The organism is Paenibacillus sp. FSL R5-0701, from assembly GCF_037973995.1.
In the GTDB taxonomy this organism is placed as follows: domain Bacteria; phylum Bacillota; class Bacilli; order Paenibacillales; family Paenibacillaceae; genus Paenibacillus.
In genome coordinates this window covers 4,701,179-4,723,777 of sequence record NZ_CP150230.1, presented here as the reverse complement: position 1 = coordinate 4,723,777, position 22,599 = coordinate 4,701,179, and the positions used below count along the sequence as shown (strand labels likewise).

At 47.2% G+C, this 22,599-nt stretch carries 18 protein-coding genes; 12 read left to right on the top strand and 6 right to left on the bottom strand.

Going from position 1 to position 22,599, the window contains the following annotated elements:
* The first annotated feature begins 69 nt into the window (after positions 1–69).
* From MKZ13_RS20835 to MKZ13_RS20825, 3 genes are all read left to right on the top strand, one after another.
* On the top strand, positions 70–669 hold the full coding sequence (locus tag MKZ13_RS20835) for a hypothetical protein (RefSeq protein WP_036614719.1): 600 nt from the start codon (positions 70–72) through the stop codon (positions 667–669).
* Between the two features lie 172 nt (positions 670–841).
* Entirely contained in the window at positions 842–2,251 is a 1,410-nt protein-coding gene (gndA, locus tag MKZ13_RS20830; protein ID WP_237174432.1) for an NADP-dependent phosphogluconate dehydrogenase, read from the top strand.
* 592 nt (positions 2,252–2,843) lie between these two features.
* Positions 2,844–3,353, top strand: coding sequence for a shikimate kinase (locus MKZ13_RS20825; RefSeq protein ID WP_223868845.1), 510 nt, complete (start codon positions 2,844–2,846; stop codon positions 3,351–3,353).
* 123 nt (positions 3,354–3,476) lie between these two features.
* Here MKZ13_RS20825 and MKZ13_RS20820 read toward each other — a convergent pair whose 3' ends face one another.
* Positions 3,477–3,782: a rhodanese-like domain-containing protein gene (locus MKZ13_RS20820; protein ID WP_017687407.1), complete on the bottom strand. Its 306-nt coding sequence runs from the start codon at positions 3,780–3,782 to the stop codon at positions 3,477–3,479.
* Between the two features lie 105 nt (positions 3,783–3,887).
* Between MKZ13_RS20820 and aroA the strand changes: the two genes are divergently transcribed.
* From aroA to ptsP, 4 genes are all read left to right on the top strand, one after another.
* On the top strand, positions 3,888–5,183 hold the full coding sequence (aroA, locus tag MKZ13_RS20815; RefSeq protein ID WP_017687408.1) for a 3-phosphoshikimate 1-carboxyvinyltransferase: 1,296 nt from the start codon (positions 3,888–3,890) through the stop codon (positions 5,181–5,183).
* Between the two features lie 59 nt (positions 5,184–5,242).
* Complete coding sequence (locus MKZ13_RS20810; RefSeq protein ID WP_237174435.1) at positions 5,243–5,677, top strand: CoA-binding protein; 435 nt, start codon at positions 5,243–5,245, stop codon at positions 5,675–5,677.
* A 197-nt stretch (positions 5,678–5,874) separates the two neighbouring features.
* Positions 5,875–7,755, top strand: a complete 1,881-nt coding sequence (locus tag MKZ13_RS20805) for a glucose PTS transporter subunit IIA (RefSeq protein WP_221825358.1) — start codon at positions 5,875–5,877, stop codon at positions 7,753–7,755.
* Positions 7,752–9,512: a phosphoenolpyruvate--protein phosphotransferase gene (gene ptsP, locus MKZ13_RS20800; protein ID WP_339177856.1), complete on the top strand. Its 1,761-nt coding sequence runs from the start codon at positions 7,752–7,754 to the stop codon at positions 9,510–9,512. Before MKZ13_RS20805 ends, ptsP begins: the two co-directional genes overlap by 4 nt.
* 120 nt (positions 9,513–9,632) lie before the next feature.
* On the opposite strand, the gene MKZ13_RS20795 is transcribed toward ptsP, so the two are convergent.
* Positions 9,633–10,157, bottom strand: a complete 525-nt coding sequence (locus tag MKZ13_RS20795; RefSeq protein ID WP_036674874.1) for a type 1 glutamine amidotransferase domain-containing protein — start codon at positions 10,155–10,157, stop codon at positions 9,633–9,635.
* 276 nt (positions 10,158–10,433) lie between these two features.
* Between MKZ13_RS20795 and MKZ13_RS20790 the strand changes: the two genes are divergently transcribed.
* The 4 genes from MKZ13_RS20790 to MKZ13_RS20775 all read left to right on the top strand — a co-directional run bounded on the left by MKZ13_RS20790 (position 10,434) and on the right by MKZ13_RS20775 (position 13,247).
* On the top strand, positions 10,434–10,847 hold the full coding sequence (locus MKZ13_RS20790) for a hypothetical protein (RefSeq protein ID WP_237174437.1): 414 nt from the start codon (positions 10,434–10,436) through the stop codon (positions 10,845–10,847).
* A gap of 122 nt (positions 10,848–10,969) precedes the next feature.
* Positions 10,970–11,317 (top strand): bacillithiol system redox-active protein YtxJ, encoded by a 348-nt coding sequence (ytxJ, locus tag MKZ13_RS20785; protein WP_215078203.1) that lies wholly within the window; start codon positions 10,970–10,972, stop codon positions 11,315–11,317.
* 92 nt (positions 11,318–11,409) lie between these two features.
* Positions 11,410–12,423: a catabolite control protein A gene (gene ccpA, locus MKZ13_RS20780; protein ID WP_169481547.1), complete on the top strand. Its 1,014-nt coding sequence runs from the start codon at positions 11,410–11,412 to the stop codon at positions 12,421–12,423.
* Between the two features lie 128 nt (positions 12,424–12,551).
* Positions 12,552–13,247, top strand: coding sequence for a 5'-methylthioadenosine/adenosylhomocysteine nucleosidase (locus MKZ13_RS20775; protein ID WP_339177851.1), 696 nt, complete (start codon positions 12,552–12,554; stop codon positions 13,245–13,247).
* A 110-nt stretch (positions 13,248–13,357) separates the two neighbouring features.
* Here MKZ13_RS20775 and MKZ13_RS20770 read toward each other — a convergent pair whose 3' ends face one another.
* Positions 13,358–13,990, bottom strand: a complete 633-nt coding sequence (locus MKZ13_RS20770; RefSeq protein WP_101313583.1) for a GNAT family N-acetyltransferase — start codon at positions 13,988–13,990, stop codon at positions 13,358–13,360.
* A gap of 298 nt (positions 13,991–14,288) precedes the next feature.
* Between MKZ13_RS20770 and acsA the strand changes: the two genes are divergently transcribed.
* Positions 14,289–16,013, top strand: a complete 1,725-nt coding sequence (gene acsA, locus MKZ13_RS20765) for an acetate--CoA ligase (RefSeq protein ID WP_339177847.1) — start codon at positions 14,289–14,291, stop codon at positions 16,011–16,013.
* Between the two features lie 240 nt (positions 16,014–16,253).
* On the opposite strand, the gene MKZ13_RS20760 is transcribed toward acsA, so the two are convergent.
* From MKZ13_RS20760 to rpsD, 3 genes are all read right to left on the bottom strand, one after another.
* Positions 16,254–19,349 (bottom strand): transglycosylase domain-containing protein, encoded by a 3,096-nt coding sequence (locus MKZ13_RS20760; RefSeq protein WP_339177842.1) that lies wholly within the window; start codon positions 19,347–19,349, stop codon positions 16,254–16,256.
* Between the two features lie 229 nt (positions 19,350–19,578).
* Positions 19,579–21,684 (bottom strand): methyl-accepting chemotaxis protein, encoded by a 2,106-nt coding sequence (locus MKZ13_RS20755; RefSeq protein WP_339177838.1) that lies wholly within the window; start codon positions 21,682–21,684, stop codon positions 19,579–19,581.
* A 188-nt stretch (positions 21,685–21,872) separates the two neighbouring features.
* Positions 21,873–22,472, bottom strand: coding sequence for a 30S ribosomal protein S4 (rpsD, locus tag MKZ13_RS20750; RefSeq protein ID WP_062835377.1), 600 nt, complete (start codon positions 22,470–22,472; stop codon positions 21,873–21,875).
* Positions 22,473–22,599: the final 127 nt, after the last annotated feature.

The following is a 22,599-nucleotide window of genomic DNA, read 5'->3' as shown; positions in this document are numbered from 1 at the left end:
TAAGCCGATTGAGTAGAAGCGATTGAAGACGAGGGCCGGAGTTGATCCGGTACAGATGGAGGGAGTGCCGTGAATAAGAGTTATGAAGTTGAATATTGCAATCTGGAGCTGCGGTTCAACCGTCGGCATATCCAAAATTTGATCAGAGACCTTATTCGTGAGGGATATTCACTATATTGGAGCGAGGACGAATCCTTTTTTATCCTGTCAGTCCGGACCGGCCGCAAGCTGGTAAAGCTCCGCTTTCAACAGACACGCACGGGGAACTACAAGATGACTGGGGATTACATCATTAAGGATGCAAAACTTGCAGAGTGGCTGGAGAAGCTGATTGGAGATACACGCGGGCATGCAGTTGTGAAGCGGTTCAAGGATCAGCAGATGACCGTGGAGAACATTTTATTCGGTGAAGTCATTCGGCTCGTGGAAGTTTCCGGATTCAAACAGCGTGTCATTTTTCAAAAGGAACCTGCGCCGACGGCGGAAGAGATGGAAGAAATGTTCCTCTCGCGTGAAGGTGAGGAAAGGCTCATGTTGCTGCGCATGGAAGTGGACGATGAACTGGAGCGCCTCTACACGGCCATGCAGATGGATAATATCGAAAAAGCAAATGCTTGCCGTCAAGTCTTAAAACAGTTGTCTGGACATTTGTTAATGTTGGAAGGATGACAAGATAAGGCCGTATTTATGAAAATACGATGAACACCTCAGCAGATTGGGGTGTTTTCTCGTTGCGCAGCTGTGCCACGGGGTTCACTTCTATACATAAAACCGTTAAAATGGGAGTATTGTTGAGAATTTATTTCAATAAAATTAATTGGAGCAAAGGATGGAGGACCAGATGACAAAACAACAAATTGGCGTAATTGGCCTGGCTGTCATGGGCAAAAATTTGGCCCTTAACATTGAAAGCAAAGGTTTCTCAGTATCGGTATTTAACCGTTCCCCGGAGAAAACCAATGATCTTCTGAAAGAAGCTGAAGGTAAAAACCTGACAGGCTCATTCTCCATTGAAGAGTTCGTAGCATCCCTGGAATCCCCGCGCAAAATTTTGATCATGGTACAAGCCGGCAAAGCAACCGACGCTACCATTGAACAACTGCTTCCTCACCTGGATGAGGGCGACATCATCATTGACGGAGGGAACGCATACTTCCCTGACACGCAACGTCGCAGCAAAGAGTTGGAAGACAAAGGCATTCGTTTCATCGGTACAGGTGTATCCGGTGGTGAAGAAGGCGCACTGAAAGGCCCTTCCATCATGCCAGGTGGACAGGAAAGTGCTTATAAACTGGTTGAACCGATCCTGACGGCGATCTCGGCCAAAGTCGGTGACGATCCATGTTGTACATATATTGGACCAGACGGTGCCGGACACTATGTGAAAATGGTGCATAACGGTATCGAGTACGGAGATATGCAGTTGATTGGTGAAGCATACCACTTGCTCAAATCCGTATTGAACGTTTCTGTTGAAGAGCTTCATGCAATCTTTACGGAATGGAATCAAGGAGAGCTGGATAGCTACCTGATCGAAATCACAGCAGATATCTTCTCCAAATACGATCCAGAAACAGGGAAACCAATGGTTGACGTCATTCTGGACGCGGCTGGACAAAAAGGAACAGGGAAATGGACAAGCCAAAGCGCGCTGGATCTCGGCGTACCATTGTCCATGATTACGGAATCCGTATTCTCCCGTTTCCTGTCTGCCATGAAGGACGAGCGTGTAGCAGCTAGCAAAATCCTGAATGGACCAGCGACTGAAGCATTCTCTGGCGACAAAAAAGCGTTCATCGAGAGCGTGCGTAAAGCCCTCTTCGCAAGTAAAATCGTATCCTACGCACAAGGATTTGCACAAATGCGTGCAGCTTCCGATGAGTATGGCTGGGATCTGAAATACGGCAACATTGCCATGATCTTCCGTGGTGGCTGCATCATCCGTTCGCAGTTCCTGCAAAACATCAAGGAAGCTTATGATAAAGACGCAGCTCTGAAAAACCTGCTCTTGGATCCGTACTTCCAAAACATCGTTGAGTCTTATCAAGACGCATGGCGTGAAGTTGTAGCGGCTGCTGTAAAACAAGGTGTTCCGGTACCTGGCTTCTCCAGTGCTCTTTCTTACTACGACAGCTACCGTACAGAGCGTTTGCCAGCCAACTTGCTGCAAGCACAACGTGACTACTTCGGTGCTCACACGTTCAAACGTGTGGACAAAGAAGGCAGCTTCCACCACAACTGGATGGAGTAGTACCACATATACAAGTCTATTAGATTTGGCCAAGGCGCCCTTAAGCAGGAGTTTTGGCCTGCTAAGGGGCTCAAAAGAGGTTTGGCGTTCCGGTGATTACCGGTCAACGCTGGGCCTCTTTTTCTACTGTGTTATACAGTAATAATGTTGATGGAGAAGATATGTAGCTGATTTCTAGACCTAATGAACAGGAGACACTCTATTTTGGCAAAATGAGCCGGTTCTATTTTTTAACGAACTCAGAAGGCACTATTTCGATAATTCGTAGCGAGATGTCGAGGTTTTGACGGTGATTTTTGGAAATAAGCTTACTCAGATTCTTTAGAAGTTTAACTGCGCCTATTTACCGTAAATAAGCTCATTGGAGTTCGTTAGGTTAATAGTTGGTCACTGATTGAGATGCTTCGAGGCTCAAAACTGCTAGAAGGTGATCTGACGTAGGCTTAGATGCCGGAAGTTACTTGATCTGTCTTGGAAGGTTGCGGAAGGTCGAAAGGAAGTCGGTTAGGAGATGGTCTTTCCCAGTCCGCAGGGCTGTGTTATGATAGGACAAAAGTGCTCACGAATTGCTTGAATTAAAGGAGTGTACACCTTGAGCAAGTCTAACAATATTATTCTCATCGGCATGATGGGAACCGGCAAATCAACCGTCGCTGACATGCTTGCACGTGAGCTTGGTTATCGATTGATTGATGTAGACGCCGCGGTGGAAAAAGAGGAAGGCTGTACGATTCCAGAATTGTTCACTGGCAAGGGAGAGACGTATTTCCGTGATGCCGAGAGCCGCATGTTGTGCTCGATGCTGGAGAAGAAGTCACAGGTCATAGCGACCGGAGGTGGCGTGGTGCTGCGTTCGGATAATTGTGACGTGATGTTGAAAAATGGTTGGGTTGTTGCCTTGACTGCTGATCCGGCAGTGATTGTAGAGCGTGTTAGTGGCTGTGACAACCGTCCACTTCTCGCAGGCAATGCAGAGGAACGCATTCAGGCAATTATGGAAGAACGGAAAGACGCATATCGGTTCGCACATTATACGGTGGATACAACCGAGTTATCCGCTGCCGAAGTGACTCGTTTAATTTTAGCGCATTACCGCGTCTAAGCTTGTTATCATCGAAGTTTGATAGGTGGTGGCAGATATAACAAAACGGGCCATATAGGCCCGTTTCTAGGAGTGGAGCGAATTCACAAGGTTACAAATGACTTCGCTTCTCTCCGGGTTTCTCTAGTCTTCCTGTTGCCACTGAAGCATACCGCCGACCATGTTTGTACAGCCTTCATACCCCAGTTGTTGCAGATATTCACAGGCACGCTCACTGCGGTAACCGCTACGACAGATAATCACGATCTCGCCTGATTTCTCAATCTCAGACAGTCGGTCCGGAATCTGTCCAAGCGGAATATGCTTGGCTCCTTCGATCATGCCTTGCGCGACTTCATCGTCCTCGCGGACGTCTATCATCTGCAGCTTCTCTCCCGCCTGTAAACGGCGGCGCAGCTCAGACGTTTCAATTTCAGCTATTTGTGTCATATTCAGGTCCTCTTTTCTGTATGGACTTAACGCTATAATGATACCCAAGCGATGCACGGAATGTCAATTTGGCCACAATATAATCAACGAAGGAGAATTTCATCCATGGACGTTATTGTTAAACCAACCCCCACTCTGAACGGGGAAATCGGGGCTCTGTCCTCCAAAAACTACACTACCCGCTATTTGCTGGCTGCTGCACTGGCAGAAGGCACAAGTACCATTCATTTCCCGGCACACAGTGAAGACAGTGACGCCATGCGCAGATGTATTCGCGATCTGGGGGCAGTACTTGAAGAAGACGACAGCAAGATTGTGATCCAGGGCTTTGGCAGTCATCCCCGTGATGTGCGTGAATTGAATGTTGGGAATGCGGGTGCTGTACTTCGTTTCCTGATGGGCGTTACAGCGCTCTGCCCTGAAGTTACTTTTGTGAATACGTACCCGGATTCGCTGGGCAAACGCCCCCATGATGACCTGATCGATGCGCTTGGCCAATTGGGTGTAGATGTACAGCATGAACAAGGACGCTTACCGATTACAATTAAGGGTGGCAATGCCAAGGGTGGACACATTCGTGTATCCGGCTCCGTCAGCTCCCAATATCTGAGTGCATTGTTGTTTGTAACTCCGTTGCTTGCAGAAGACAGCACCATCGAAGTACTGAATGACCTGAAGTCCAAGGTCGTTATCGGACAGACGTTGGAAGTGCTGGAGCAGGCAGGCATCGTTATCCATGCAAGTGATGATTACATGTCCTTCCGTGTACCAGGTGGACAGGCTTACCAGCCGACAACCTACACGGTTCAAGGGGACTACCCGGGCTCGGCAGCCGTTCTTGCCGCAGCTGCGGTTACACAGTCTGATGTGAAAATTCTGCGACTGATGGAGCAGAGCAAACAGGGTGAACGTGCCATCGTTGACGTTCTGCGCATGATGGAAGTGCCTTTGACACATGAGAACGATGTCGTACACGTTCAAGGTAATGGCAGACTGAAAGCAATTGAATTCGATGGGGATGCCGCGACGGATGCCGTTTTGGCTATGGTAGCCGCAGCTGTGTTTGCGGAAGGCACGTCACGGTTCTATAATGTAGAGAACCTGCGTTACAAGGAATGTGACCGAATCACCGATTACTTGAACGAACTGCGGAAGGCAGGAGCGAACGTTGAAGAGCGTCAAGCTGAGATTATCGTACACGGACGTCCGGAAGGCGTTGAAGGCGGCGTGGAGATTAACGCTCACTACGATCATCGTGTAATTATGGCGCTCACTGTCGTTGGTCTGCGTTCCAAGGAGCCGCTTCGTATTCGGGATGCACACCATGTAGCCAAGTCTTATCCGCAATATTTCGATCATTTGCAGGCGCTTGGCGCCTCGGTTCAATGGGTAAAAGAGTAAAATAACTGAAACCTGTCTTTTGAACACGCACTTTAATCAGAAAAGGATGGTGCTTGAACATGGAATTTAACAACCCTACTCGTGATGAAATTGGACAACTTTTGCGCAAGGCAGGCAACATCGCAGTTGTCGGCTTATCAGACAAATCAGATCGCACTTCCTATATGGTGGCAGAAGCCATGCAGAGCAGAGGTTATCGCATTATCCCGGTTAATCCACAGGCGCAAGGTGAAATCCTGGGTGAGACGGTATATGCCACACTCGCGGATATTCCAGAGCCGGTAGACATTGTCAATGTGTTTCGTCGCGAAGAGTTTTGCGCGGATGTCGCTCGTGACGCCGCTGCCATCAAAGCTAATGTGCTGTGGCTGCAGCTTGGCATCCATAGTGATGAAGCGGTCCAGATTGCTGCAGAGAACGGCATGACAGCGGTAACGAATCGTTGTATCAAGGTAGAGGATTCCATCGTTCTGCGCGGCGCTGGACGCGGCTGAGAGGCTCGTTCACCTAAGATCGGTTGATCTCCTGATCTGACCCAAATGAATGAACATAGGATGAATCCCGTTAACTTGAAGTTGACGGGATTTTTTCTGTTCTATTTTTGCCATTATTAATTACCAATTGGTTACTGTTTTGCTTTGACAAAACGTTGCGTAAAGCTTACCATCTAGGATAGAAAGGAGAGGTCGCCATGAATTGGCTCGGATCCTTGCAGCAGCTCGGACGAGCGGTAATGCTGCCTACAATGGTCCTGCCCGCCGCCGCAATTTTGCTCAGTGTTGGCAGTCTGCCTTGGGACGCCTGGGGATTGGATATTGTCGGTGAAGTGTCTACCGTGGCCGGACACGGTATTTTTTATTTCTTACCGTATTTGTTCGCTGTCGGTGTAGCACTGGGACTCTCCAACCAGGCCGGACAAGCGGGACTTGCTGCTCTGGCTGGTATCGTGATATATGATCAGGTGACTCGGAACTTCGGGGATGGCACCGTTCAGCCCGCTTCCTTAATCGGAATCATACTCGGCGCGCTTGCCGGTGGGATGCATAATCGGTTTAAAAGCATTAAACTGCCTGAAATTTTACAGTTTTTTGGAGGTTCAAGGTTTGTTTTGCTCATCGTCGGACTCTGTTCGGCATTGTTCTCCTGTTTTATGTTATGGCTCGCTCCGATCCTACAGCATGGATTGAACGGCATTGCTACTTGGGAATACAGTCTCGGGGGTTTTGGACTGTTCATTTACGGGGTGTTATACAGGGTGCTGGTCGCTTTTGGGCTTCATCACCTGCTTAACAATGTGTTTTGGTTCCAGTTAGGGACGTTTGAAACGCCTGATGGTAACATTGTGCAAGGGGATTTGCCCCGATTTTTTGCAGGTGATCCAACAGCAGGATTCTTTATGGCAGGTTTGTTTCCCATCATGATGTTTGCCATTCCGGCGATAGCCTTTGCTATTATTCAGGAAGCCAGGGAAGATCTGAAACCGAAAATCAAGAAAACTTTTCTGACATCGGCACTCGTTTGTTTTCTAACCGGGGTATCGGAACAGATTGAGTTTGCTTTTTTGTTCGCGGCTCCTTATCTGTTCATCGTGCATGCAGTGATGTCCGGCGTTGCCATGTGGATTAGTTACTGGCTGGATATCCGGCATGGATTCTCTTACTCCGCAGGTATTATTGATTACATACTCAATTTCCATCTATCGGAGAATGCGTGGAAGCTCATTCCGATTGGCATACTATATGGGCTGCTTTACTACTTCCTGTTCCGATGGGCGATTCGTACGTTCAAGATTCCAACACCAGGACGTGAAGAGGGCTCCATGCTGGAAGATTGGGTAGGTAACATTCCTTATCAGGCACCTTTAATCCTCGAAGCATTGGGTGGGAAGAGTAACATTGTACAGGTTGAAGCATGTATTACACGTCTTCGCCTCACTGTGCATGATGACCGGCTGATCGACACGGGTGCCATGAAGAGTATGGGGTCCGCAGGACTGATCAAGCTGGGTGGCGGTAACGTACAGGTGGTATTCGGGACCTACTCGGAATTGATTCGGGAAGAAATCGCGAAGTTGCTGGAAAGAGATCTGCAACAGGTTCTGTTCTGTGCCCCCGTTCAGGGCAAAATGCTCCCGATTGAAGAGGTACCGGATCAGATTTTTGCAGCCAAGCTTGTCGGTGATGGTGTAGCCTTTGTTCCGGAAAAGGGAGAGCTGGTCTCACCCGTGTACGGAACGATTATGCACTTGTACCCGACCATGCATGCCTTGGGTATTTCTACCCGTGAGGGGCTTGAGGTATTACTGCATATCGGCATCGATACCTCTCAGTTGAAAGGCCATTTTGAAGCTTTTGTTCAGGAGGGCGATACGGTGGAGCCAGGGCAGTTGTTGATCAAGTTTGATCTGGCAGTACTCCGCGAGCAAGCGGCATCACTAACAACACCCATGGTAATTACGAATCCGGATCGTGTAAAATCATGGAGTTTTGCTCCATTTAAGCAAGTTAAGAAAGGTCAGGCATCCGTTATGTCCGTGGTGCTCTATGACAGGAACGTTGGAGGGGTAGAATGAAGATACAAGGCATCAACGGAGCTGCAGGCATAGCCATCGGCAAAGCATTTGTCCTGCCCAGTTGGGAATGGGATCTGCCGGATCAAAAGATGGATTCGGTGGATCTTGCCCAAGAGTTCGAACGGCTGTATGAGGGCATACGGACATCAAAGGATGAGATCGAATATATCAAAAATGAGTTCAAGGAAGTTGTTGGTCCAGAGGAGTCCAGTATCTTTGATGCACATCTGGCCATCTTGGAAGATCCGGTATTCATGAACGAAATTCGCGGCATTATCGAGCGTCAATATAAGGCAGCAGAAGTGGCGGTCAAAGAAGCCATTGACCACTTTGTCACGATGTTTGACTTGCTGGAAGACGAGTATATGAAGGAGCGGGCCATTGACATCAAGGATGTGGGTAACCGTCTGCTCAAGCATTTGCTCGGTGCACCGGAGATTACACTTCCTTCGGATACCCAGCCGTATGTGCTCGTTGCCAAAGAATTATCGCCATCCCAACTGGCACATCTGAATCCGACCCATGTGCTAGGCATTGTAACCTTGATTGGCGGGAAAACATCACATTCCGCGATTATGGCTCGTGCCCTTGGCATTCCTCTCGTTTCCGGTCTGGAAGCGAGTCTTGGCATGCCGGTAGAGACAGGAGATATGCTTGTCGTGGATGGTGACAATGGCTTGGTATTTACGGACCCGGATCGTAAGACGATTGAACGGTATACGATGCTTCGCAGCAAACAACTGAAGAAAAAGGAACAACTTCAAGTCCTTGCTACCGTGGATGCTGTAACCAAAGATGGGGCTGTTTTGCACTTGGCTTCCAATATCAGTTCGGTGAAAGAATTGGACCTTGCTTTGAAACAAGGAGCCAAAGGTGTGGGCTTGTTCCGAACAGAATTCTTGTACATGGACCGTGCGACTTTCCCGGGTGAGCAAGAACAGTATGAGGTGTACCGTCTTGTGGCAGAGAAAACAGCAGGACAATCCGTTGTTATTCGTACACTGGATATCGGTGGTGACAAGCAACTCGATTACTTTGAACTGCCGGAGGAAGACAATCCGTTTCTGGGTTACCGAGCTATTCGGATTAGTCTCGATCGCAAGGATCTGTTCAAAACACAGCTTACAGCCATTCTCCGTGCCAGCGCTGCCGGAAATGTCAAAATCATGTACCCGATGATCTCTTCGGTGGAAGAACTTCAGCAGGCCAATGAGATTCTCCGTGAGGCGATGTCCGATCTGGACGAGCGCGGATTAGCATACGACCCTCACATTCAGGTGGGAATTATGATTGAAGTTCCGGCAGCGGTGATGATTGCTGATCTGCTCGCAGAGGAAGCTGATTTCTTCAGTATTGGTACGAACGACCTGGTTCAATATGTACTGGCAGTAGATCGAATGAATGAGCAGATTGCTCATATGTATCACCCCTATCATCCGGCTGTTCTGCGGATGCTTCGTGCGACAGCAGATGCGGCTCATACGGCTGGAATTGATGTCAGTGTGTGCGGAGAGATGGCAGGGGACGAACGTGCCATTCCGCTTTGGTTGGAGCTTGGCATTCGCCACTTGAGTATGTCTCCGCAATCCCTGTTACGTGTGAAGCACAGAGTGCTGAACACAACAGCATCGGCCGCCAAAGAAGAAGCGCGAAAGTGCTTCGCCTTACGGACCAGCGGAGATATTGAGGAGCGACTGCAAGTCTTTAATGACTCCACGGGAAGTCCGGATGAACAAAGTGGATCGAACGCATCATAATTGGGGAAAATGGATATAAATACCTTTAAGTTAATATATTTACATTTGTGATAATTATGTATTGGACACCTTGTTATATAAAATAACCCCACTGTGCATGAGAGCACAATGGGGTTGTTTTTATTTGTCAGCGAGTGCATCACAGAAAGCCTTGCCATAAGGGGGAAGGTCAGGCGGACGACGTGCTGAGATGATATGTCCATCAACAACAACGGCTTCATCTTTCCAGATCGCACCTGCATTTTCCATGTCATCCCGAATGCCTGGTGTAGAGGTTACTGTAACCCCGTCCAGAATTTTGGCAGAAATCAGCACCCAGCCCGCATGACAGATCTGTCCAATCGGTTTCCGGTCTGCATTCATTTCCTTCACAAGCTCCAGTACTTTCGGATAACGACGCAGCTTGTCTGGCGCCCAGCCGCCTGGCACGAGAATGCCATCGTAATCTGAACTGTCGAGTTCATCGAAACTGTATTCGGCTTCAGCTGGTACACCGTATTTGCCAATATAGGTTTTTCCTTTTTTCTCTCCAGCAAGATGCACTTCTGCACCTTCTTCACGAACCCGATGTACAGGGTACCACAATTCCAAATCCTCGAATTCTTCATCGACCAGAGCGATGACTTTTTTACCGGTTAATCTCATGTCCATCTCTCCTTTTTGCGGTGATTAGATCTGTTGCGTCTTTAATTGTAACAGATTCTCCAAGGGACTTCATGGAAGTGCATATTCAGTTTGGAGGAAGCGATTACAAGTCAGTAACTGCCTGCATTCGACAACCTTCATCTGGTGGGAGTGGTAATTTGTGCAACCTTTCGTTTATAGCAGGATTTGAGCCGAAATAGGTCGAATGGTACTTATATAGAGTATAGAACGAATGAGGTGATGGTGGTGCGCAAGTCGTGCAGATGTGGACATGTAATGGAGTTGGAATTAAGAACAGTGGTATACGCCAAAAAAGTGGAGATTCGAAACGTACCCGTATTTGCGTGTACAGACTGTGTATCATACGAAGTGCTTCCGCCGGTCAAGCCGGACTTAACAGCATGCATAAGCACATTGGGTGAACAGCCCGTGAAGCAAGACGTATCTTTTGGTGAACGTAATGAACTGGCAGACCTGTTTCATGAGCTACTGCTGGCCTGGCCGGATGCGACCGATCGGGAGATGGAATATCGAATGCAACAAGCAGTGGAGGAGCGTATCAATCTGCTGCTGGACATTATGGGTTACGCAACGAAGTCTGGTGATGCAGCGTGGATTGAGACAACGGAGCGCAGATTAAGTCAATTATCCGGATTTGTGTGGCAGGAGTACTTCTCAAATGCTGTCTAATTTTGACGTGTAAAATGCTTGTTTTCATGAAAATTGGCTTTTTCGCGCACTTTTTGTTAAGATATCGAAGAGTGAAAACGCTCAACATAGCGGTATTCCTGGTAAAGGGGGATGTATATCTAATGGCTGACATGACTAAAATGACAAGTATTGAACAGCTAAACTCCGCAGTGGAGGCTACCAAGGATCAACCCTTGCTTCTGTTTAAGCATAGCACGCGCTGTCCGATCAGCTCGAATGCTTATCAGGAGATGAACGATTATTTGCTTAACAATGCCAATGAACAAGTGAAATATGGCATCATCTATGTTGTGGAAGATCGCCCGGTATCGAATGAAGCAGCAGACAAGCTGGGTGTTAAGCACGAATCTCCACAGGCAATCCTGATCAAAAAGGGAATTCCTGTATGGCATACTTCCCATTCAGATATTACTAGAACCACACTTGCGAATGTTTTGAGTGAGTCCTAAAGCCTATTTTAATTGATTAATGCAAAAAATTGTCGTAATATAAATCTTAATGAAAATGGTATGAAAATTTACTGGTAATGGAGAGAAGTACTGTGACGGTAACCATTTATGATGTGGCACGTGAAGCTGGAGTGTCTATGGCAACGGTATCACGGGTAGTTAATAATAACCCTAATGTCAAACCGCAAACGCGGAAAAAAGTATATGAAGCCATCGAACGGTTGGGATATCGTCCGAATGCGGTAGCCAGAGGTCTGGCAAGCAAGAAGACAACCACGGTCGGGGTTGTTATTCCAGATATTTCGAACTCCACCTTCGCGGAGATTGCCCGCGGAATTGAAGATATTGCGAATATGTATCACTACAATATTATTTTGTGTAACGCAGATAAGAAGAAAGAAAAAGAAATTCGTGTTATTAACACGTTGCTCGAAAAACAAGTAGACGGACTGCTCTTCATGGGCGGAACAGTAACGGATGAACACATTCAGGCGTTCCAGTCTGCGGCTGTGCCGATCGTACTTTGTGCAACGAGTGATGAGAAGGGCTCATTCCCTTCAGTGGATATTGATCATGAGGCTGCTGCGTTTGACGCGGTAAACACCCTGATTCGTCATGGACACAAGGAAATTGCGATGATCAGTGGTACGCTGCAAGATCCAGCGAATGGATATGCACGTTTCCAAGGTTACAAGAAAGCACTGGAAGCAGCAGGCATGGAATACCAGGAGGATCTGGTACGTATCGGTAACTATCGTTATGAATCCGGTGTGGAAGCGATGAAATATTTCCTCGGACTGAAGAAGAAGCCGTCGGCGATTTTTGCTGCAACAGATGAAATGGCGATTGGTGCCATTCACAGCATTCAGGATGAAGGCCTGAAAGTACCGGATGATTTCTCCATTATTAGTGTGGATAACATCCGTATGGCTTCCATGGTGCGTCCTCAGTTGACAACAGTGGCTCAGCCAATGTACGACCTTGGCGCAGTAGCGATGCGTTTGCTGACCAAGTTGATGAAGAAAGAAAATGTGGAGAACCCACGGGTTATTTTGCCGCATGAAACGATTCTTCGTCTGTCTGTAAGTCACGCAGATGTAGTTTAATCGGGATTATATACAGATACATTAAGGGAGAAGTCATTATTCTCTCTACATAGTGGACATGCGAAAGCTCCGGAGACGGAGCTTTTGTGCTGAATGAGGCTAAAAGTGAAAATAGGAGGTATCAGAAGATGCGTGAAACGATTGGTATCATCGGAGCGATGGATGAGGAAGTTGAGCTTTTGCTGGCAGGTATGAAACAGCTTGAGACGGTCAAACAAACCGGTATAACATACGTTGCCGGGGAGTGGCTGGGCAAGCAGATTGTCGTGTGCAAATCCGGCGTAGGTAAAGTAAATGCAGCGGTTACAACGCAGATCTTGATTGATCGTTTTCAGGTTAATCGGATTATCTTCACAGGTGTTGCGGGTGCAGTTAACCCGGAACTGAACATTGGAGATATGGTTATATCGTCTGTATGTGTTCAGCACGACATGGATGTAACGCCACTGGGGTTCGCACGCGGGGTTATTCCTTACCAGGAGACATCTGCATTCCCTGCCGAAGCTTCGCTTATTACACTGGCTGAAGAAGCGTGTAAAGCACAGGGAGCCAATTACCTGATCGGTAAAGTGTTATCTGGAGACCAATTTATTGCGAATAAAGATACGGTTAACATGTTATATACTGAAATGGACGGTGCATGTGCCGAGATGGAAGGGGCAGCAGTTGCTCAGGTCTGTTACATGAATCGAGTACCATTTGTTGTCCTGCGTGGGATGTCAGATAAAGCGGATGGTTCGGCGCATGTTAACTTTACTGAATTTACTGTGGAATCTTCTCAGCGTTCACACCGTATTGTGGAGCATATGTTAGAAAATATGTAATGGCAGTAACTTGAAAAACCGCCTTTCGATTAGCTGTTCCATGAAGTATGGAGCAACGCTGCGAGAGGCGGTTTTTGTTATGTATATCGTTTGTCGAACAGATCATTGACTTAGTACATGAACCGATGGCGGAAGCGTACACGATCAAACTGTTCTTCTGATGTGATGGGCACCTGACTTCCGATTCGCACCATCAAACAGTTCGCAGGATGTGAACAGATTTCGGGGTCGTCTGTTGCATACCAGGTCATATCGATCGTTTCCATCAGCCTCTCCATCATTTTGCGATAATCCCATACGTTTAGTCCGCTGCCCTTCAGATCCCAATGCCAATAATATTCTGTGGTGAAAATAATGTAGTTCTCCATGTATTTATCTTCCAGAGCAGTAAGCAACATCTCACGTCCAATGCCAAGGGAGCGATAGTCATCCGCAACTTCGATTGCCCCAAGCTCAATCAGATCAGTCATATTACCCTCAGACCAGCGTTCACAATCATCCGCATAGTGAAAGGTTACATAGCCGATAATCGTTTCATTTTCGTGTGCAATGATAATTCGCCCTTCAGGCAACGCTGCGATCTCGGCCAGAGCTTCTTGCTGCTCCGTTGGGCGCCGAAAGGCATCCAGATCCGGATGGAAGGCAAGACGGGTTATCTCCTCGGCCTGCACAGGGCCTTCAACAGTAATTCGGTGGCCGGACTTGAAGATGGAACGCATATGATGTTCTTTGATATGTTCCATGGTTCATGCTCCTCTCTTTCCTACTTATAGAGGTTGTTATTCAAAAAGAACGCTATAGCAAAAATCCAAAAAATTGAAAAGCCATAGACGACAATTGATAAGATTTGCTATAATTGCGTAGACAAAAAATGTTCACAATTCAATACAGTATAGTTAACATCTGTTTGGCCGAGCAAGTACATGATGAGAAGTTCTCTCTACTAATGTAAGCGCTAACTGGAAGTTCAGTCAACACAAAGGCAATGAGGATTGACCCCTAACGGGAATCGAAATGTCGAGTTGAAGGAGGCTGGCAAGCATGAGTCAAGCACATGGTGAGATGCTGCAAACGGTTGTGTCCGAATCTAACCTGGGCGATTACACGGAGGCGAGAAGCCGGTTCGATTGGGAATCGGTGGAAAGGCACTTTACGTGGCACGCCAGCGGAAAAGTAAACATGGCGCATGAAGCGATTGATCGTCATGTACTGGAAGGAAGGGGCGGGAAAACCGCTTTATTGTATAGCGATGCTTCACGTGAAGAGGCCTATACTTTTGCTGATCTGAGCGAACAGTCGAGTCGGTTCGGGAACGTTCTCCGCAAATATGGCATAGCCAAAGGGGAACGGGTGTTTATTTTTATGCCTCGAAGTCCTGAGCTGTATTTTAGTCTTCTGGGCATATTGAAAGCTGGAGCCATCGCGGGTCCGTTGTTCGAAGCTTTTATGGAAACGGCAGTGAAGGATCGGCTGGAGGATAGCGGAGCAGTAGCACTCGTCACCACTCCGGAATTGCTAAAACGCATCAAACGTTCCGAATTGCCCGAACTCAAACATATATTTATTGTGGGTGGGGGCGTGCAGACTGAAGAAGGACTCATCGATTTTGATGCAGAGATGTCTACCGCTTCGGATGAGATGGAAGTAGAGTGGCTGAATCGTGAGGATGGTTTGCTTATTCATTATACCTCAGGCTCTACGGGTAAACCCAAAGGGGTGTACCATGTTCAAAATGCCATGATTCAGCACTATTATACAGGTAAGGTTGTTCTGGATTTACGTGAGGATGATGTGTACTGGTGTACTGCTGACCCTGGTTGGGTGACAGGCACCTCTTACGGTATCTTTGCTCCATGGCTCAACGGAGTAACCAATGTGATACGAGGCGGTCGTTTCAGTCCTCAAGATTGGTACAGCACCATCCAGAAGAACAAGGTCACGATCTGGTACAGTGCACCAACGGCCTTCCGTATGCTGATGGGAGCGGGAGAAGAGACCATTGCACAGTTTGATCTGAGCAGTCTGCGTCATGTCATGTCTGTCGGTGAACCGCTCAATCCCGAGGTTGTTCGTTGGGGATGGAAAGCCTATGGTCAGCGAATTCATGATACATGGTGGATGACGGAAACAGGTGCACAGCTGATCTGTAACTATCCCGGAATGCCAATCAAGCCTGGCTCCATGGGACGTCCGTTGCCTGGAATCGAAGCAGCCATTATTGATGATCACGGGCAGGAATTGCCGCCGTACAGTATGGGTAATCTGGCCATACGGACACCTTGGCCATCCATGATGGCGAAGATCTGGAATAACCCTGCGAAATACGAGGAGTATTTCAGGCTTACGGGCTGGTATGTATCCGGTGACTCCGCTTATATGGATGAAGAAGGGTATTTCTGGTTCCAGGGACGGATTGATGATGTGATTAATTCGTCAGGGGAGCGTATCGGCCCCTTTGAAGTGGAGAGTAAGCTCGTGGAGCATCCTGCGGTAGCAGAGGCGGGCGTAATTGGTAAGCCGGATGTGACACGTGGGGAGATCATCAAGGCCTTTGTGGCGCTTCGTGAAGGATATGAGGCGACACCGGAGCTAAAAGAAGAGATCTATCGTTTTGTCAAAGAGGGCCTGTCTGCCCACGCTGCTCCGCGTGAGATTGAGTTTAAGGATAAACTGCCCAAGACACGTTCCGGCAAGATCATGCGCCGTGTCCTGAAAGCCTGGGAGCTTGATCTGCCAACAGGAGATCTATCCACCATTGAAGACTAACGCGGCAGTGCTAGGATCATCAATGTGGCGCTATCGATACCGATACATTGAGTAGTGGGGAAGAAGTTAATAATCTACGAAGCCAAATACGGTGACTCTACCCATTAAAATGGATTGTAAAAGCCTGCTTTATGCCAATGGCATGAAGCAGGCTTTTTGGCTTACTGTAAATACAAATAAAAAGCCGCACACTCAGATACAGTCTGAGGATGCGGCTTGTTTTGGAACGTTATGCCTGATTCAGGGTTGAAAATGTATGGCTGCAGAAGGTTCGGATTCACCCGCACTGTTGCTGGCAGATACCTTGAACCATCCACTGGTCGACGCGGGTACTCCATAATCCATGGTATTTCCCGCTGTTGTTCCAATTTTGGTGTAAGGAGCTGAGCCTGTTTCACTGTAATATACAGCATAACTATCTGCGTTTGGACTGGACGCCCATTGAATACGCAGTCCTTGAGAGAGGGCAGATACGCTGACTTGACCAGGTGTGCCTGGGGCTGTCGTTGTTGTATTATCGGTCTGCGTTTCTCCTGGTGTAATGACTGTACCTGGAACTTCAATTGGCTCATTAATTTCTTCTTCCACAGGAGGAGCTACACCAGCACTATTTACTGTAGCGCTAGGAGCAGACTCTCTACCGGCAACATCCACTGCCGTTACATAGAAGGCGAAGTTACCGCCTTGCGCAGCATATGCAGAGAATGATCTGGATTCACCGGCCAAGACAACCTGACCCTGGTTCTGGAATCCTCCACCGTTTACCGAACGGTACAGACGATAACCCACGACATCATTTTCAGGTGTGGCATTAAATGTAATGACTGCTCTGTCACCCGAGGTTGAGATCCGTACGTTGCCTGGTGCATCAGGAGCTTTGCCGTTATCTGTTCTTGGATCAATCTGTGTTGGCATGTCTGCATCCGCATCTTCAGGAAGATAATAAGCGAGTGATTCATGTCGACTCATACGTGAGAATGCATTTTGCAATTCTTTGATGAGATCCGAGATTGGTTTTTTACGCTTGATTACTGTTTTTTCCTTCAACATGTCCGAAGGTGTTCCGTCACGCGGAATATAGTTTACGCCATTGTAAGTGATGTACCTGGCTTTGGCTACACCGTCATCGCTGTCCTTCGGAACAAACTTGCTGTTGAAAATATCCGTAACAAATTTATCAGTCATGGATGTTGGCAACTTGCCACTGTATGCAGACACCGTGCGCGTTTCGATGCCAGATGGTTTTTTGAACGAATCCGTGACGAACAGATCTTTTTGCGTATCGATCACTTCGTTCAGGATTTTCGACCATAGTTGCTGCGCACGTTTTCTCTGTGATTTACTTTCCAGCGTATTCACCGGCTGTTTGTATCCAACCCACACGCCAAGTGTGACATCTGGTGTATAACCTTCAAACCAGACATCTGCGTAGTTTTGAGTGGAACCCGTTTTACCTACGATTGGCACACTCTTTGAATATTTGTAATTTTCACGTACTTTATCTGCCGTTCCTTCTGTAATAACGGTCCGCAGCATATCGGTCATCAGGTATGCTGTCTGCTCCGAGAAGGCTTGGACAGGTTCAGTATCATGCTTATAAACGATGTTGCCTTTGGAATCTACAATTTTGCTAATCATGTAAGAATCGTTATATACACCCTTATTGGCGATAGCACCATAGGCACTGGTTAATTCTTCAACGGTTACACCGTATTGGAGACCTCCGAGAACACCTGTCTGAGCCTGATAGTCTTCCTTCTGGATGGTGGTAATCCCCAGTTTCTTGGCGAAGGTCCAAGCTTTCTCGATCCCTACTTCTTCATTAAACAACTTCAGAGCCGGTATATTAAGAGAATAATTCAGTGCTCTGCGGGCAGTGACCAGTCCCTGATACCGATTGTTGGCATTCTTGGCGATGTGGTAGCCGCTCGGACCATTTTTGAGAATGATCGGTGAGTCATCAATAATAGAAGCAGGTTGGACAAGACCCTCATCCAGAGCTGGCAGATAAGCTGCAATAGGTTTCATCGTTGAACCTGGCTGACGTATCATCTGCGTTGCATAGTTCATCTGTTCGTCCTGGAAATCCCGACCCTCAATCATGCTCAGAATAGCACCGGTTTTGTGATTAATCAGCATGGCAGCAGTTTGTTCTTTTCCTTTGACAGGATCATCTGCTGAGAAATTGCTGTCATCTTCCGCAATGGTACGCATCGTTTTGTAGATACTTTTGTTGATGGTCGTGTATATCCGATATCCACCTGTCCGCAGTTGCGTCTGAGCTTCCTCTAATAATGCACTGCTTTCCTTCTGAGGTGTGGCTGCATCCGTAGCTTTGTCTGTAGATTCAGCTGTGTCGGAATTCAACTGTTTCATCAAAATCTGTGCAGCTTGTCGTTCCGTTTCCATCATAAGATATGGATAAGTGTTGTAAGCCTTGATGGTCTTCGGAGCGAGTGAGCTTTTGATATCAAAAGCAAGAGCTTTGTCATACTCGGACTGATTGATTTTGCCCAGTTCAAGCATACGGCGCAGTACCAGATGCTGACGGTTGATTGCGCGGTCAAAATTCTCCTCTACAAAATCACCTTTACCGTTAAAAGCGGAGTAAGAGGAGGGGAGTTGTGGTAATCCAGCAAGATAAGCAGCTTGAGCGATGTTGATTTTTTCTAGATCATTAATATTGAACAATCCTTTGGCGGCCGCTTTAATTCCGTAAACGTTGTATCCGCTGGAACCATTACCAAAAGGAACTTTGTTCAGATAGGCTGTCATGATCTCGTCTTTGGTCAGGAAACGTTCGAGTCGGAGTGAGAGCAAAATTTCTTTCACTTTCCGATCTTCCGTGCGATCCAGATTCAAAAACACACGACGCGCCAATTGCTGAGTCAGTGTACTACCGCCGGTTTGTACTGATTCTTTCAGCACTTTCTGTTTCACGGCACGTAGTGTTCCGCTCATGTCTACACCTTTATGTTCGTAAAAATGATTGTCTTCAATCGAAATGACAGCATCAATAACCTTCTGTGGGATCTGGTCCGTAGTGACCGGACGCCTGTCTTCTTCCGTACGTAATTGACCGATCGGACTGCCGTCGGCAAAGTAAGCAAAGCCTGTGATGGAGTTTTCGCTGACTTTTTGTTCAATCAGGGCCCTTGAACGGACAGGCTCGTCTTTCACAATGGAACTGACGTATCCCATCAAAGCACCGCCTACAAATAGTGCCCCCATAAATCCTAGGACAACCATCCATTTGACGAAACTTCCCAGTCTGCGGGCAAAGCTGCGTTTGCGTACAGGCTGTTCATCGGGCTTTTTCTTATTAACATCAACCATTCAGTGTCTTCCTCCTTTTAACAGCACTTATTATAGCATAAAAAGGCGGGTTTGCATGCCTGAGAAATACAAGTAATGGTCGAAATTTGCCATTCTGCCATGCATTATGCTATATATCATGCGATATTGAAGCACATTTCATGAGTTGTAAGCCAAAATAAGCAGGCCACCTCCATGCTGAGGTGCATAGGGTGACCTGAATGATGTGTCGTAATGGAGGTCTTCTACATTAGGTTTTGAATCGTTGAATCAGTTCTAATAGTTCCTGGGTAAGATTAGCCAGTGAGGCAGATGCCGCCGTAATCTCTTCCATGGATGCGAGTTGTTCCTCAGAGGCGGAGGCAACACGAGTTGCATGATCTGCCGTCTCATGACCAATGGTTTTGAGTTGCACTAACGTGGCATCCACCTGCTGTGATCCAGCTGACATCTGCTGCGCAATGGCTGATACATGCTCAATCTGCTCATTAACATCTGTGATCTGTGATGAAATGGAGAGGAATAGTTCACCACTTTCATTAATCACTTCCGCTATATGGCTAACCTCGGCATTCCCCTGTTCCATATTTTCAACGAGAGAAAGGACCTCTTGCTGAACACTATGAATTAATGCTGCAATCTGCGCTGCCGATATTCTGGATTGTTCAGCAAGATTACGAATCTCGGAAGCAACAACACCAAAGCCGCGCCCATGTTCACCTGCTCGTGATGCTTCAATGGAAGCGTTAAGGGCAAGAAGATTGGTTTGTCGGCTAACTTCTGTGATCATGCCTGTAATATGGCCAATCTCTTCCGAACGTTGACGGAAATTCTCCAGTGCGGTCATGGACGTCTGCACAGAAGAGGTGGCACTATCGACCATACGCATGGCGGACTGAATCTTATCGGTTCCGACAGTTGTTCGCTCAGCCACAGCTCGCGATGAATCCGATACATCGGAGGCGGCCTTTGCAATTCTTCCGATCCCTGCAGATATTTCATTCATGGAACGGGAGGACTCTTGCAGCTCCTGCACCTGTTTACCTGCTTTATCTGCAACTTCGACTCCTGTTAATGCAATCAGTTCGGCTGCTTTACCTGTTTCTTCGGCACCTGCGGTCAATTGTTGAGAAGTAGAGCCGACAGATAAAGCATGTTCGGATATAACCGATATGGTATGCCGCAGTGTATCCATCATCTGATTCATATGACCCGCCATGACGCCAAATTCATCTTTGGATCGTACAGGTAACTTTTGTGTCAAATCCCCGCCAGCCAGCTGTCCAGCGACGATATTAACTTGATTCAACTGCCTTACAATGGAGACGATAGTGTAGGTAACCACACTTGCAAGCAGAAGGACAGCCAGTGCGGCAATCAGAATGGACCAGTTCAAGCTGTCATAGAAGGGTTGAAGGATATGGCTCTTTGGCAGCGCCGATACAAGGTACCAGTTTGAATCCGTTCCTTGTAACCTGGCGGGCTCGGCAATAAATAGTTCTTCCCCTACTTCAGGGTCAGTGGCGTAAAACTGAGACTCGCCAGATTGTATACGCTGAATAATTGTCTTCATTTCAGATGGAATTACGGCTCCTTCATTAGCCAGTTCCGGTTTGGAGCCGTGTGCAGCAATCTGTCCTCCACTAGTAATCAGCATGGCATAACCCTGATCCGGATTAAGTGATGCTATATTTTGCTGAAAACGATCAATGGTAAAGTCGGCCCCAACAATGCCCAGAAAAGTTTTGTTTTCATCTAATAGAGGGAGGACAATCGAAACGAGTAGTGTTTCTTTTCCGCCAACTGTATAGGTAACTGGCTCGGACCAATAGATGGATTTGGTTTTCTTCGGCTGTTGATAGTATGTACTGGTTTCACTGTTTCCCTCATAGGTAGTCAGAGGCTCAAAATGCAGGGAGTTACCGTCCCGTATGGCGTAGGGGATGAAGCGGCCTGTAGCATCATCATAGTCATTTTTATTCACGTGATCCGCATCGTTTCCATCAAAGGCATTTGGTTCCCAGCCCGTATAAAAGCCAAAAACTTTCTCGTCCTTTTTCAGATACTGTTCAAGGAGTCTAACGACTTCTTCGCGGTTGAGAGACCCGTTCTGAGCGGCATCCAATAACGTGGTGCTCATGGTGTCCAATGTGTTTTTGACCTGATTAATGTCTGTCATAAACTCATTCGTAGCCCGGTTTGCTGCTTGTCCAGCAACAGTTTCGCCGTACTGGAGGCTTTTGTCGTAAATGGATTTGGTATTAAATGCAATCAGGGCTCCAATACAACAGAGTAATACGATCCCGAGTAAAAGTCCAAGCTTAACAGCGAGCTTGCGATTGCGAAAAAAATGCATGTTTTAATCCCCCTCGATGTCATTCTTGTGATGTATATATGGATGTGTGCTTCTCCTGAAGGGAGTCTATATTTTATATCGTTATTTACGTTCCTATAATGAAGATAATTAAAAAAAAGCATAGAAAAACAGCTGCCGAGAAAATCTCGACAGCTGTTTGGATTGAAACTTTAATGTGATTGCAACGATTAACGGTTGTAGAACTCGACGATTTGTTTTTCATCGATGTCTTGGGACAATTCAGCACGCTCAGGCAAGCGGATGAATTTACCTTCTACAGCTGCTTCGTTGTATTCAACGTATGCTGGAAGATGCGAACGGCCTTCCAAAGCTTCTTTAACGGAAGAAAGAGCGCGGCTCTTCTCACGCAAGCCGATTACATCACCAGTGCTTACTTGGTAAGAAGCGATATCGACTTTTTTACCGTTTACAGTTACGTGACCGTGTGCTACCAACTGACGCGCTCCAGCGCGGGAGTTAGCGAACCCAAGGCGGTAAACGAGGTTGTCAAGGCGGCACTCAAGCAAGAACATGAAGTTCTCACCGGCAATACCTTGCATTTTTTGAGCTTTAGAGAACAGTGTGCGGAATTGCTTCTCGCCCAAACCGTACATGTGGCGCAATTTTTGTTTTTCTTGCAATTGCATACCGTAGTTGCTCATTTTTCTGCGTTGGTTAGCTCCGTGCTGACCTGGAGGGAAAGGGCGTTTCAATTCTTTGCCTGTTCCGCTAAGGGAAATGCCGAGGCGACGGCTCAATTTAAATTTAGGACCAGTGTAACGTGCCATGTTTAAAGTAGCTCCTTTTTAGTTAAAGTTCATATTAGGGCTCTGTTTGCGCTCCAATTTGTTGATGCGGGCTTGGCCTCGCATAGAACGATCAGGAAAGTTCAGCCGCTGTCCTGAAAGCAACAAA